General features: G+C 67.0%; 12 protein-coding genes. 6 read left to right on the top strand and 6 right to left on the bottom strand.

Annotated features, from left to right (window positions below; all coding sequences use genetic code 11):
• Positions 1–264 precede the first annotated feature (264 nt).
• Complete coding sequence (locus O0J15_RS04580; protein WP_308305158.1) at positions 265–555, top strand: type II toxin-antitoxin system RelE/ParE family toxin; 291 nt, start codon at positions 265–267, stop codon at positions 553–555.
• A 38-nt stretch (positions 556–593) separates the two neighbouring features.
• Entirely contained in the window at positions 594–902 is a 309-nt protein-coding gene (locus O0J15_RS04575) for an addiction module antidote protein (RefSeq protein WP_263469270.1), read from the top strand.
• Between the two features lie 56 nt (positions 903–958).
• On the opposite strand, the gene O0J15_RS04570 is transcribed toward O0J15_RS04575, so the two are convergent.
• Positions 959–2,413 (bottom strand): SulP family inorganic anion transporter, encoded by a 1,455-nt coding sequence (locus tag O0J15_RS04570; protein WP_308305157.1) that lies wholly within the window; start codon positions 2,411–2,413, stop codon positions 959–961.
• Positions 2,414–2,621: 208 nt separating this feature from the next.
• Between O0J15_RS04570 and O0J15_RS04565 the strand changes: the two genes are divergently transcribed.
• Together O0J15_RS04565 and O0J15_RS04560 are read left to right on the top strand one after the other, a co-directional pair.
• Entirely contained in the window at positions 2,622–3,602 is a 981-nt protein-coding gene (locus tag O0J15_RS04565; RefSeq protein ID WP_155028811.1) for a cation diffusion facilitator family transporter, read from the top strand.
• Positions 3,603–3,713: 111 nt separating this feature from the next.
• Positions 3,714–4,139, top strand: coding sequence for an organic hydroperoxide resistance protein (locus O0J15_RS04560; protein ID WP_005411948.1), 426 nt, complete (start codon positions 3,714–3,716; stop codon positions 4,137–4,139).
• 228 nt (positions 4,140–4,367) lie between these two features.
• Here O0J15_RS04560 and mmsB read toward each other — a convergent pair whose 3' ends face one another.
• From mmsB to O0J15_RS04535, 5 genes are read right to left on the bottom strand one after another with little or no spacing between them, the layout of a single operon-like run.
• Positions 4,368–5,258, bottom strand: a complete 891-nt coding sequence (mmsB, locus tag O0J15_RS04555) for a 3-hydroxyisobutyrate dehydrogenase (protein WP_021203766.1) — start codon at positions 5,256–5,258, stop codon at positions 4,368–4,370.
• On the bottom strand, positions 5,255–6,430 hold the full coding sequence (locus O0J15_RS04550; protein ID WP_155028810.1) for an enoyl-CoA hydratase/isomerase family protein: 1,176 nt from the start codon (positions 6,428–6,430) through the stop codon (positions 5,255–5,257). Before O0J15_RS04550 ends, mmsB begins: the two co-directional genes overlap by 4 nt.
• Positions 6,427–7,224 (bottom strand): enoyl-CoA hydratase, encoded by a 798-nt coding sequence (locus O0J15_RS04545; RefSeq protein WP_308305156.1) that lies wholly within the window; start codon positions 7,222–7,224, stop codon positions 6,427–6,429. The genes O0J15_RS04550 and O0J15_RS04545 overlap by 4 nt, the downstream gene beginning before the upstream one ends.
• On the bottom strand, positions 7,221–8,387 hold the full coding sequence (locus O0J15_RS04540) for an acyl-CoA dehydrogenase family protein (protein WP_019661850.1): 1,167 nt from the start codon (positions 8,385–8,387) through the stop codon (positions 7,221–7,223). Before O0J15_RS04540 ends, O0J15_RS04545 begins: the two co-directional genes overlap by 4 nt.
• Positions 8,388–8,401: 14 nt before the next feature.
• On the bottom strand, positions 8,402–9,907 hold the full coding sequence (locus O0J15_RS04535) for a CoA-acylating methylmalonate-semialdehyde dehydrogenase (protein WP_019661851.1): 1,506 nt from the start codon (positions 9,905–9,907) through the stop codon (positions 8,402–8,404).
• A gap of 114 nt (positions 9,908–10,021) precedes the next feature.
• Between O0J15_RS04535 and O0J15_RS04530 the strand changes: the two genes are divergently transcribed.
• The gene (locus tag O0J15_RS04530) at positions 10,022–11,389 is read left to right on the top strand and encodes a short-chain fatty acyl-CoA regulator family protein (RefSeq protein ID WP_019661852.1); all 1,368 of its coding nucleotides are present in this window, start codon (positions 10,022–10,024) and stop codon (positions 11,387–11,389) included.
• Between the two features lie 417 nt (positions 11,390–11,806).
• Positions 11,807–12,760, top strand: coding sequence for a DUF1028 domain-containing protein (locus O0J15_RS04525; RefSeq protein ID WP_019661853.1), 954 nt, complete (start codon positions 11,807–11,809; stop codon positions 12,758–12,760).
• Positions 12,761–12,807 lie beyond the last annotated feature (47 nt).

Genomic DNA, 12,807 nt, shown 5'->3' with positions numbered 1-12,807 from the left:
TCATCGGGGGCGTTGACGTGGAGACTGGCATTGCCAGTGAGAGCAATAGTTTACACCGCCCGGCTGAATGCGCCCGGTCAGCCGCGCGGGCCCGTTTCCGGCCGGCGGCCGGGGCGGGCTGGGCGGCGGCGGCGGACGCCTCCTGCCCTCGGGGAGCTTGGGGTTCGCGTTCTCCATGGATACGACCAGCTGGTCCAGCGCAGTACGCCACGCATTGACGCAGATGCCAATTGAACGGTGTATCCTTTTGGATACGATTCATGGATGGCAACCCTCCAGGCAACAGAGACGTTCACGCGCTGGGTGCGCGGGCTCAACGACAGCGGCGCCCGAGCAGTGATCGTGGAACGCCTGCAGCGCGTCGCCCGCGGTCTCGAGGGAGATGTTCGATCAGTGGGTCATGGCGTGAGCGAACTGCGAATCAACCATGGGCCAGGATATCGCGTGTACTTCACACGTCGCGGAAGATCCATCGTCGTGCTCCTGCACGGTGGCGACAAGTCGAGCCAGCGTCGCGATGTCGAAAAAGCGGTCAGGCTCGCGGAGTTGCTGTAGCCGCCATTTGATTCCATGCCGTTCCCAGGACTCTCCCCATGAGCAAGCTGAAGACGATTCCCTTCGATCCCGCAGACTATCTGGATGATGACGTCGCAATCGCCACCTATCTGAGCGAGGCCTTGGCAGCAGGTGATGCGGGCCACTTCCAGGAGGCACTCGGAACAGTGGCGCGCGCCCGCGGCATGGGCGGCGTTGCCGAGGTCTCCGGTCTTGGACGCGAGAGCCTGTACAAGGCGCTGCGTCCCGGAGCACACCCGCGCTTCGACACCGTGCAACGGGTACTCTCAGCGCTCGGGGTGCATCTCATCGTGCAAGCCGACAAGCAACCCGCTGGCACCGGCTGATCGCTGCCGCTGCGCCCGCCGGGCATGGCCCGGCGCTACCAGCATGCCCTACGCAATCAATGCCCCCCAGGTGTGCCACCCACCTGCTCGATCAACGTCTGGCTGGCCGCATTGAGCCCCACCACCGTCACCTGCGCACCGTGTGCGGCCAGCTTTTCCTGCGCCCGCTCCAGCGCGGCCACGGCAGTCAGATCCCACAGGTGGGCATCGCGCAGGTCAATCTGCACCTTTGGCGCCACGTGCTGGTAATCAAACGCCGCGCCCAGCTGGCCGGCTGAAGCAAAGAACACCTGCCCACGCACGCGGTAGACCTGCGTGCCACCGGCATCGTCGCGCTGCACATCCAGCATGTGGCCCACCTTGCGCGCGAAGAGCAGGGCCGACAGCAGCACACCGCTGAGCACGCCCTTGGCCAGATCGTGGGTAGCCACGGTGACCACCACGGTCAGCAGCATCACCGCAGACGAGCTGCGCGGATGCGTGCGCAGGTCGCGCAGCGAGCGCCAGCTGAAGGTGCCGATGCTGACCATGATCATCACCGCCACCAGCGCAGCCATCGGGATCTGCCGCACCAGGTCGCTGCCGTACACCACCATTACCAGCAGGAACACGCCGGCCACCAGGCAGGACAGGCGGCCGCGGCCACCAGAGGTCACGTTGATCACCGACTGGCCGATCATCGCGCAGCCAGCCATGCCGCCGAGGAAGCCGGTGACCGTGTTCGCCACGCCTTGGCCGACGCATTCGCGGTTGCGTTCGCTGGGCGTCTCGGTGATGTCCTCGACAATCTGCAGGGTCATCATCGATTCGAGCAGGCCGACCACGGCCAGCGTGGCCGACACCGGCAACAGGATGCGCAGCGTTTCCCATGTGAGCGGCACATCGGGAATGAGGAAGTGTGGAAGGCTGTCTGGCAGCTGGCCCATGTCGCCGACGCTGCGCACGTCGATGCCGAAGCCGATCACCACGGCGGTGAGCACCACGATCGCGACCAGCGGCGAGGGTACGGCGCGGGTGATACGCGGCAGCAGGTAGATGATCGCCAGCGCGGCGGCGCACAGCACGTAGACCGTAGGGCCGCGGCCAATCAGTTCCGGCATCTGCGCGAGGAAGATCAGGATCGCCAGCGCGTTGACGAAGCCGGTGATGACCGAGCGCGAGACGAAGCGCATCAGCGAGCCGAGCTTGAACACGCCCGCGAGCACCTGCAGCAGGCCGGCCAGGATGCTGGCGGCGAACAGGTACTGCAGGCCGTGGTCCTTGACCAGGTCGACCATCACCAGCGCCATCGCACCGGTGGCGGCGGAGATCATTCCGGGGCGGCCGCCGGCGATGGCGGTGATGACGGCAATGGAGAACGCCGCGTACAGCCCGACCTTGGGGTCGACGCCGGCGATGAGCGAGAAAGCGATGGCCTCGGGAATCAGGGCCAGGGCGACGACGATGCCGGACAGCAGGTCGCCACGGAGGTTGCCGAGCCATTGCTGGCGCAGGGGGTAGGACGTTTGCATGGAAAAACTCCGCGCGCACGCGGGCGTGGCCGCGCGGCGCTGCAGTGGAAAGACACGGGTTCCTGAGCCGGGCGGGCCGGCTGCCGATGTGCGGCAAGGGTCAGGGTGGCGTGATCACTGCAGGCGGGCGTCGGTACGTGGGAGGGGCGCAGTCTACGGGAAGCGGCCGCACGAAGGTAGCGCGACCGGCCGCGAAAGGCCGCGGGGCATGGCGCCGCTCTACAATCGGGGCATGGCTACTGATCGCCCGCAGTTCTTCGACCCCGCCACCGAACAAGGCGTGCTGCGCCTGTCGATCGCCGCCTCGCTGCTACTGGCCGCCGCCGCAGTGGTGTTCGGCCTGCTGGCCAATTCCTCGCTGATCATCTTCGACGGCATCTACGGCCTGATCGACGTGGTGATGACCTGGCTGTCACTGCTGGTGGCGCGGCTGATTGCGCTGTCCACGCAGACCGATGCGCTGCAATCGCGGCTCAACCAGCGCTTCACCATGGGCTTCTGGCACCTGGAGCCGATCGTGCTGGGGGTGAGCGGCACGCTGATGATCGGCGCGGCGCTGTATGCGCTGGTCAATGCGGTAGATGCACTGATGTCCGGGGGCCGCCACATTGCGCTGGGCCCGGCCATCGCCTTCGCCGGGCTGTCCATCGTCGGCGAAGGCGCACTGGCATGGTTCATCCTGCGCGCCAACCGCCGCATCGGCTCGGAGTTCATCGCACTGGATGCGAAGAACTGGGTGATCGCGGCCAGCATGTCGGCCTGCTACCTGCTGGCCTTCCTCGGCGGCGTGCTGGTGCAGGGCACGTCCTGGGCCCGGGTCGGGCCGTACATCGACCCGGCCATCCTTGCCTTCGTCTGCGTGCTGGTGATGATCGCCCCGCTCGGCACCGTGCGCCGGGCGCTGGCCGGCATCCTGCTGGTCACCCCGCCGGAGCTGCAGGCGCACGTGGATGCGGTGGCGCGCGACATCGTCGCCAAGCACGGCTTCGTCGAGCACCGCAGCTACGTGGCCCAGGTGGGGCGAGGCGAGCAGATCGAGCTGTTCTTCGTGGTGCCGGAAAACGACCCACCGCGGCCGCTGGTGGAATGGGACCAGCTGCGCGACGAGATCGGCGACGCGCTGGGCGAGGCCTCGCCGGACCGCTGGTTGACCATCATGTTCACCACCGACCGCGAGTGGACGATCTAGGCCGACAGGACGATCGATCAATTTTTTAGTACGTTCTGCAACCCAACGTACGCGGAAAGCGGGCAAAGTAGTCTCCATCGCACCACCCACCCACCGACCAGGAGCATCCCGATGTCCATCGAAAAGGTTCTGTACACCGCCCAGGCCACCTCCACCGGCGGCCGTGAAGGCCGTTCCGTCTCCTCCGACAACGTGCTGGACATCCAGCTGTCGACCCCGCGCGAGCTGGGCGGCGCCGGTGGCCCGGGCACCAACCCGGAACAGCTGTTTGCCGCCGGCTATTCGGCCTGCTTCCTGGGCGCGCTGAAGTTCGTGGCCGGCCAGGCCAAGGTCGCGCTGCCGGCCGACACCACCGTGACCGGCAAGGTCGGCATCGGCCAGATCCCGACCGGCTTCGGCATCGAAGCCGAGCTGACCATCAACGTGCCGGGCGTGCCGCGCGAGCAGGTGGAAGAGCTGGTGCAGAAGGCGCACATCGTGTGCCCGTACTCGAATGCCACCCGCGGCAACATCGACGTGACGCTGGTCGTGGCCTGATGCGGTGATACCGGCCAGCGGCCGGCACTACCCGCGCGAGGGCAAAAAAAATGGGCGGATGCCGGTCGAAACCGAACATCCGCCCATCCCACCTCGGGTGGGCCCCGGCGCGCAGCCGGGGACGCATTCGCTTCTGTAGAGCCGGCCCCTGCTCGGCTGATCCGTCCGGCGCGGGAACATCCGGCGGAAAAGCAGCCGAGCACGGGCTCGGCTCTACATATCCAAGCCTTACTTCTCGCTGGTGATCAGCTGCACCACACTGGAAAAATCCAGCTTGCCGCGGCCAGCCTGGTGGTTCATCGAGTACAGGTTGCGGGCCACTTCGCCCAGCGGGATCGAGGCGCCGACACTCATCGCTGCTTCCACTGCCAGGCCCATGTCCTTCAGCATCAGATCGCTGCCGAAGCCACCGCTGTAACCGCGCGACGCAGGCGCGTTTTCCAGCACGCCCGGCCACGGGTTGCACACTTCGGTGGCCCAGCTGCGGCCGGTGCTGACCGCCATCATCTGCGACAGCACCTTCGGGTCCAGCCCGTGTGCCACGCCCAGCGCAATGGCTTCACCGGTCACCGCCATGATCACGCCCAGCGCCATGTTGTTGCACAGCTTGGCGACCTGGCCGGCGCCGCTGGCGCCCACGTGGAAGATGTTTTTGCCCATCGCCTGCAGCACCGGACGGGCACGCTCCAGCGCGTCCTCTTCGCCACCGACGATGAAGGTCAGCGTGCCGGCCTGGGCGCCTGCGGTACCACCGGAGACCGGTGCATCGATCATCTGCAGGCCACGTGCGGCGGCGGCCTCTGACACCTTGCGCGCGCTGGCCGGTGCGATCGTGCTGCAGTCGATGACCAGTGCGCCATCCGGGATCGCGGCCAGGATGCCGTCGTCGCCCAGGTACACGCCTTCGACGTGGCGGCTGGCCGGCAACATCGAGATCACCACTTCGGCATCGGCCAGGGTGTCGCGCGCCGACGACGCAGCACTGGCACCGGCGTCAACGGCGGCCTGCACCGCGGCCGGGACCAGATCGAACACGCGCACGCTGTGGCCGTTCTTGACCAGATTGGCGGCCATCGGGCCACCCATGTTGCCCAACCCGATGAATGCAATGCGGCTCATGCAAGGCTCCTTTCAACAAGGGGAGAGCCCAGGTCGGCCAGCGGATGCGCGGCATCGGCCCAGGGGGAAGCAAAGAAGGTGTCGGCCCACGCACCGGTGGCCCCGGCCAGGGTGGCCGGGTTCCACTGCGGATTGCGATCCTTGTCGATCAGCAGCGCGCGGATGCCTTCGGCGAAATCGCCGTGGGCGGCGCAATGCAGGGCGACGATATACTCCAGGCGGTAGATCGCGGCCAGATCCTGGCCGGCGCTGCGACGCTGAAGCTCGAAGGCCAGCCGCGCCGAACCCGGCGCACCGGCAGCAAGGGTCTTCTGAGCCGCCTGCAACCAGGCGTCGTCGGTCTGCAGGCCGGTAATGCGCGCCACGATGGCCTGCAGGTCATCGCCTTCGCACAGCGCCTCGACCTGTGCCGCATTGGCCAGCAGTGGACCGGTCGCAGCATCACTGGCATGCGACTGCAGCAGGTGGGTCAGGCGTTCGTGGTTGTGTGCGGGGTGGCTGGACCAGGCCACCTGCAGCAGCGCATCGAACACTGCACTGCGGCGCTCTTCGGCCACGTGCACATCGGCCAGGCCGGCATAGATGGCATCGCCCGGGTTGAGCAGTGCACCGGTCAGGGCCAGGAACAGGCCGCCCTTGGCCGGCACCCGCGGCAGCAGCCAGCTGCCACCGACATCGGGGAACAGGCCGACGGTGATTTCCGGGAAGGCCAGCTTGGAACGTTCGCTGACCACGCGGTGGCTGGCACCGGACATCAGGCCGATGCCGCCGCCCATCACAATGCCATGGCCCCAGCACAGGATCGGCTTGGCGTAGGTGTGGATGAGGTAATCGACGCGGTATTCGACGTCGAAGAACTCGGCAGCATAGGCGTTCTGGCGGATGTCGCTGTGGCCGGCCTCGCGGAAGGCGACCATGCTCTTGTACAGGCTGTGCAGGTCGCCGCCGGCGCAGAACGCCTTTTCACCGGCGCCTTGCAGCACCACCATGGCGATGCCGTCGTCGTCGGCCCAGGCATTCAACTGCTTCAGCAGCAGGTGCGCCATCGGCAGCGAGAATCCGTTGAGCGTGCGCGGCGCGTTGAGCGTGGCGATGCCGATGCGCGTGCCATTGCCGGCCACGCGCTCTTCGAACAGCACCGGTGCGTCGTCGGCAGCGGTGTCGATGCTCATGCGTTCTTCCACTGCGCGGTGCGCTTTTCCAGGAAGGCAGTCACGCCCTCGACCTGGTCGGCGGTATCGAACAGATCGACGAAGGCTTCGCGCTCGGCCACCAGCGCCGAGGCGTGGGTGCCGGTGCGGGTGGACTGCACCAGGGTCTTGCAGGCGGCGATGCTGGTCGGGCTCTGCTTGCCGGCCTTCTTCGCCCATTCCAGCGCCAGTGCCTTGGCTTCGCCCTTGCCAACCTTTTCTTCGGCAAGGCCAATGCGCAGTGCGGTGTCGGCGTTGATGCGCTCGCCCAGCAGGATCATGCGCTTGGCCCAGCCCTCGCCGACCAGGCGCGGCAGGTTCTGGGTGCCGCCGGCGCACGGCAGCAGGCCGACGGTGGCCTCCGGCAGCGCGACCTGGGCATGGTCTTCGATGATGCGCAGGTCGCAGGCCAGCGCACATTCCAGGCCGCCACCCATCGCATAGCCGTTGATCGCGGCGATGGACACGCCACGGAAACCGGACAGCGCCTCGAAGGCTTCACCGAAGCGGCGTGCGGCCTCGCGCGCAGCGGCCTTGTCACCGGAGGCGAACTGGTTGAGGTCGGCACCGGCGGAGAAGAACTTCTCGCCGTCACCGGTAATCACCAACGCGTAGATGTCGCGGTCTGCGTTGAGCGCGCCCACCAGGTCGCGCAGCGCCGACAGGCTGTGCACGGTCCAGGTGTGCGCCGGCGGGTTGTTCAGGGTGACCACGGCGGTGTGGCCATCGACCTCCACCTTCAGGCCCACGTGCTCCTGGGTACGCCAATCCTTCATCGCAGTTCCTCTTCGGTGTTGAGCAGGTGACGGGCAACGATCACCCGCATGATCTCGTTGGTGCCTTCCAGGATCTGGTGCACGCGGCAGTCACGCAGCAGGCGTTCGATCGGGTATTCACGGATGTAGCCGTAGCCACCGTGGATCTGCAGCGCTTCGTTGCAGACGTTGAAACCGGCATCGGTAGCGAAACGCTTGGCCATCGCGCACCACACGTTGGCGTCGCTGGCACCGGCATCGAGCTTGCGTGCGGCGGTGTGCACCATCTGCCGCGCGGCCACCAGTTGGGTGACCATGTCGGCCAGCTTGAACTGCAGCGCCTGGAACTCGGCCAGCGCCTTGCCGAACTGGCGGCGCTCGCCCATGTAGCGGCGTGCGGCATCCAGCGCGCCCTGCGCGGCACCCAGCGAACAGGCGGCGATGTTGATGCGGCCGCCGTCGAGCCCCTTCATCGCCAGTTTGAAGCCGCCGCCTTCCTCTCCCAGAAGGTGGCTGACCGGCACGCGGACGTTTTCGAAGGTGATGCCGCGGGTGGGCTGGCTGTTCCAGCCCATCTTCTCTTCCTTGCGGCCGAAGCTGATGCCCTGCAGGTCCGACGGCACGGCAATGGCGCTGACACCACCGGCACCGGCACCGCCGGTGCGCGCCATCACCACCAGCAGCTCGGTGGCCCCGGCGCCGGAGATGAAGGCCTTCGAGCCGTTCAGCACATAGAAGTCGCCATCGCGCACGGCGGTGGTCTTCAGCGAGGCCGCATCGGAACCGGCGCCCGGCTCGGTCAGGCAGTACGAGGCCAGCTTGCTGCCTGAGGACAGGTCGCTGCCCCAGGCATCGCGCAGTGCCGGCTGGCCCCACGTGGACACCATCCACGAGGCCATGTTGTGGATGCTGATGTACGCCGCCGTCGACGGATCGACGTTGGCGAGCTCCTCGATGACGACGGCGGCGTCCAGCCGGCTCAAGCCGCTGCCGCCCACTTCCGGGTCCATGTACAGACCGCAGAAGCCCAACTCACCGGCCTTGGCGATCGCCTCGCGCGGAAAGATGCCCTCCGCATCCCATCGCGCGGCGTGTGGCGCCAGTTCGGCCTGTGCGAAGTCGCGCGCTGCCTCGCGGTACGCCTGCTGCGCTTCTTCCAGTTCCGTCGTCATCGAGTGGCTCATGGCTGCTCCTGCCGTTACTTCAGGCTGATCGTGGTGTTGACGCCGTGGCTCAGCGTCTCGTCATCGAACCAGCGCGCGGTGACCGTCTTGGTCTGGGTGTAGAACAGCACCACCTGCTTGCCGTACGGGCCCAGGTCGCCCAGCTTGGAGGCGCGCGAACCGGTGAACGAGAACAGCGGCACCGGCACCGGGATCGGCACGTTGATGCCGACCTGGCCGACGTCGATGTCTTCCTGGAACTTGCGCGCGGCAGCGCCGGACTGGGTGAACAGTGCGGTGCCGTTGCCGTTCGGGTTGCTGTTGACCATCGCGATGGCGTCTTCCAGCGTCTCTGCTTCGAGGATGACCAGCACCGGCCCGAAGATTTCTTCCTGGTAGATGCGCATGTCGGTGGTGACACCGGCAAAGATGGTCGGGCCGACGAAGTTGCCCTTCTCGAAGCCATCGACCTGCGGCTTGCGGCCATCCAGCACCAGCTTGGCACCCTGCTCCACGCCCGAGGCGATCAGGCCTTCCACGCGCTCGCGGGCGCTGCAGGAAATGACCGGGCCGACGTCGGTGCCGGCCACGGTGCCGGCACTGACCTTCAGGGTCTTGGCCTTTTCAACCAGATCCTGCACCCAGTTGCGCGCTTCACCGACCAGCACCAGGGTGGAGGCGGCCATGCAGCGCTGGCCGGCCGCACCGAAGGCGGCGCCGACCATCGCGTTGAGGGTCTGTTCCTTGTTGGCGTCCGGCAGCACCACGGCGTGGTTCTTGGCGCCCATCATGCACTGCACGCGCTTGCCGGCCAGCGAGGCACGGTTGTACACGTGGGTGCCGACGCGCGTGGAACCGACGAACGACACGGCCTTGATGTCCGGGTGGTCGCAGATCGCGTTGACCACTTCCTCGCCACCGTGGACGACGTTCAGCACGCCCTTCGGAATGCCGGCTTCCAGGGCCAGTTCGACCAGGCGCATGGTGACCATCGGGTCCTGCTCGGACGGCTTCAGGATGAAGGTGTTGCCGGTGGCGATCGCCATCGGGAACATCCACAGCGGAATCATCGCCGGGAAGTTGAACGGGGTGATGCCGGCGCACACGCCCAGCGGCTGCATGATCGTGTAGGTATCCACGCCGTTGGCCACGTTGTTGGCCAACTCGCCCAGCTGCAGGTTGCCGATGGCGGCCGCATGCTCGACCACTTCCAGGCCGCGGAACACATCGCCTTCGGCGTCGGGCAGGGTCTTGCCCTGTTCGGCGGTGAGGATGTGGGCCAGCTCGCTCATGTTCTCGCGGATCAGCTGCTGGTACTTCAGGAAGATGCGCGCGCGGGTGCCGATCGGGGTCTTGCGCCAGGTCTTGAAGGCTTCCTTGGCGGCGGCGACGGCGGCGTCCACTTCCGCGGTGGTGGCGAACGGCACCTTGGCCAGCACGTCCTGGGTGGCCGGATTGATCACGTCCTGCCAGTGGGAGGTGGCCGATTCGATGAACTGGCCATCGATCAGCATGCGGATACGGGGCGCTTCAACAGTCATGACGACAATCCCACGGGCTCGAAAGATGCTTGGCATTATTCACAGCAGCCACCTCGATTTCCGGCCTGAATCCGCTTAATCTGGCCAACACGCCAGACGATTCATGTTAATTCTGTGAATTATTCATCCAGCCAGCGGCAGCTTGGCCTTCGCTTGCTGCGGCTGCGCGAGCAGCGCGGCTACAGCCAGGTGGATCTGGCCCGCGCCTTGGGCCTGTCGGCCAGTTACCTGAACCAGATCGAGCGCAACAAGCGCCCACTCACCCCGGCCGTTCAGAAGAAGCTGGGCGAAGTATTGGGCGACGTTTCCTCACTATTCGACGAAGATGAGCCTGCCGCGCTGCAGGAAGCGCTGGGCGAAACCCTGCGCGACCTGGGCCTGGCGGAGGTCAGCGCGACCGAGCTGCGCGCCTTGGCCGGCAACCTGCCGCAGGTCAGCCGCGCCCTGCTGGATCTGCACCGCCGCCACCTGGCGCTGCGTGAGCATGCCGCCGCCCTGGAGTTCCAGCTGGGCGAGCCCGGCGCCGGCAGCATCCTGCCCGCAGGCGACCAGGTGCGTGAGTTCTTCAACCGCATGCACAACCACATTCCCGAACTGGACGAGCTGGCCGAGCGTCTGTTCGCCGAGTGGGGGCTGTCGCCCGGGCACGTGGCACCACGCCTGCGCCAGCTGCTGGCCGACCGCCACGGCGTGCTGGTGGAAGTGGCCGCGCTGCAGGCCGGGCGCGAGAAGCGCCAGTACGATGCCGAAGCACGGCGGCTGTGGTTGCCGGACTACCTGGAGCCAGGCCAGCAGGCATTCCAGATGGCCGCCGAGCTGGCCCTGCACGGCTACCTGCCGCAGATCGATGCGGTGGTGGCACGTGCCGGCTTCACCGATGAGGCACGCATCGCTCAGGCCCGCATCGGTCTGTCGAACTATTTCGCTGGCGCCTTGGTGATGCCGTACATGCGCTTCCTGCGTGCGGCCGAGGCCAGCAGCTACGACATCGAACTGCTGGCACACCAGTTCGGCGTCGGCTTCGAAGCGGTCTGCCATCGGCTGAGCACGCTGGCACGGCGCAGCGCGCCCGGGCTGCCGTTCTTCTTCATCCGCGTGGACCGCGCGGGCAATGTGTCCAAGCGCCATTCGGCCACCGACTTCCACTTCTCGCAGGTGGGTGGTTCGTGCCCGCTGTGGATCGTCTACGAGGCGTTCAACCAGCCCGGGCGCATCCTTACGCAGACCGCGCGCATGCCCGATGGGCGACGGCATTTCTGGCTGGCACGGCAAGTCAGCAGTGGTCCGGTCGGCCATGGCCAGCCGCGCAAGACCTTCGCGGTGGCGCTGGGCTGCGATCTGCAGCATGCCGAGCGGCTGGTGTATTCGCTGGGGCTGGATGTGCAGAGCCCGGGCAATTCGGTGTCGATCGGCCCGGGGTGCCGGGTGTGCCCGCGGGAGGACTGCATGCAGCGTGCGTTCGCGCAGTTGCCGGGGCGGTAGGGTTGGTTCGGCAGGGCTGCGCCCTGCACCTGCAGAGGCCGAAGCAACGGCAACGGCCACGGCAAAAGCCGGCATTCCGTGGGATGCGGGATGGGTCCGGTTGCGGGGGACGCCGTGAATACGTCCATGTAGGCTCGGTCGCGCCATCCATGGCGCTCACGCCCCCGCAACCGGACCCACCCCCGCCTTCGACAGTTTCCCGCTGCTGTTGGTGGGTGCTGACCGTTGGTCGGTACGCTGCTGTTGGTGGGTGTCGACCTTGGTCGACACCGTAGATCCACGCCATGCGTGGATGGAATCCGATCGAGATCGAATATTTCGAGCCTTCATCGAAGCGCATCCACGCATGGCGTGGATCTACTAAACCTTTCGTGCGTAGGCTGCATCCCAATGCAATGCCTGCCCATGGAGACACCCATGTCCCTGTTGCGCTCTTGCCTGGCCCTGCTGCTCGCTGCCGTCGCCGCGCCGGCGTGGGCGACCTTTTCCATCGCCGCCTGCAACGAGGCCGGCGACTGCGGGGTGGCGGTCGCCACGCACAACCTGGCGGTCGGGGGCGTGGGGGTGCCGTGGGCGCAGGCGAAGGTCGGCGCGGTCGCCAGCCAGTTCGAGACCAACCCGACCTATGGGTCCAAAGGCCTTGAACTACTGGCCAAAGGTCGTACACCTGCACAGGTGCTGAAGCAGCTGTTGGATGAAGACGGCAACTTCGATGGCACCACGCTCGCCGAGCGCCAGGTGGGGCTGATCAGTGCGCGCGGTGGCAATGCGCAATACACCGGCGCCACCGCGCAGCAGGCCAGCTGGGCCGGTGCGCACGGCGACGGCATGTTGAGCGTGCAGGGCAATGGCCTGGCCGGACCGGACGTGCTGACGGCAATGCAACGTACCTTTACGGCTTCGCACGGAGCGCTTGCCACACGCTTGCTGGCGGCGCTGGAAGCCGGCCAGGCCGCGGGCGGCCAGCGCAGTGGGCAGTGGTCGGCCGCGCTGCTGGTGCGCACGCCGGGGGGCGACTGGCAGGACACCGATCTGCGCGTGGACGCCGACCCGCGCGCGGTCGCGAGGCTGCGCGAGCTGTACGACATGCGCCTGTCCAACGAGGCGATCATCCGCGCGGAGGAGCGCTGGGAGAAGGGTGATGTGGCGGGTGCGCGCGCTGCGCTGGCGACCTCGTTGTCACTGGCCCACGGCTGGGACCGCACCTGGGCGCGCGCTGCGCGCCTGGCGATGCGGCAAGGGGATATCGCACTGGCCCGCGAATACCTGGCCGGCCTGCGTGCGCTCAATCCGGGCTGGGTGAAGCAGGAGCTGGCGCTGCCGTTGTATGCACCCTTGCAGGATGATGCGGTGGTTGCCCCCTGGCGATGAGCCACCGCAGGGGTCAGATCCAATTTCCATAGGAGAACGGATCTGAC

It is taken from the genome of Stenotrophomonas sp. Sm10 (assembly GCF_030985515.1).
Classification (GTDB): domain Bacteria; phylum Pseudomonadota; class Gammaproteobacteria; order Xanthomonadales; family Xanthomonadaceae; genus Stenotrophomonas; species Stenotrophomonas hibiscicola.
Note: the sequence above shows the minus strand (reverse complement) of the source record. Positions and strands in the feature narration are given on the sequence as shown.

Bases quoted from the DNA above. Each gene is read 5' to 3' on its own strand.
- O0J15_RS04575 (WP_263469270.1), top strand. From the start codon at position 594: ATGAGCAAGCTGAAGACGATTCCCTTCGATCCCGCAGACTATCTGGAT.
- O0J15_RS04545 (WP_308305156.1), bottom strand. From the start codon at position 7,224: ATGAAGGATTGGCGTACCCAGGAGCACGTGGGCCTGAAGGTGGAGGTC.
- O0J15_RS04580 (WP_308305158.1), top strand. From the start codon at position 265: ATGGCAACCCTCCAGGCAACAGAGACGTTCACGCGCTGGGTGCGCGGG.
- O0J15_RS04550 (WP_155028810.1), bottom strand. From the start codon at position 6,430: ATGAGCATCGACACCGCTGCCGACGACGCACCGGTGCTGTTCGAAGAG.
- O0J15_RS04540 (WP_019661850.1), bottom strand. From the start codon at position 8,387: ATGAGCCACTCGATGACGACGGAACTGGAAGAAGCGCAGCAGGCGTAC.
- O0J15_RS04535 (WP_019661851.1), bottom strand. From the start codon at position 9,907: ATGACTGTTGAAGCGCCCCGTATCCGCATGCTGATCGATGGCCAGTTC.
- O0J15_RS04525 (WP_019661853.1), top strand. From the start codon at position 11,807: ATGTCCCTGTTGCGCTCTTGCCTGGCCCTGCTGCTCGCTGCCGTCGCC.
- O0J15_RS04560 (WP_005411948.1), top strand. From the start codon at position 3,714: ATGTCCATCGAAAAGGTTCTGTACACCGCCCAGGCCACCTCCACCGGC.
- O0J15_RS04565 (WP_155028811.1), top strand. From the start codon at position 2,622: ATGGCGCCGCTCTACAATCGGGGCATGGCTACTGATCGCCCGCAGTTC.
- mmsB (WP_021203766.1), bottom strand. From the start codon at position 5,258: ATGAGCCGCATTGCATTCATCGGGTTGGGCAACATGGGTGGCCCGATG.
- O0J15_RS04570 (WP_308305157.1), bottom strand. From the start codon at position 2,413: ATGCAAACGTCCTACCCCCTGCGCCAGCAATGGCTCGGCAACCTCCGT.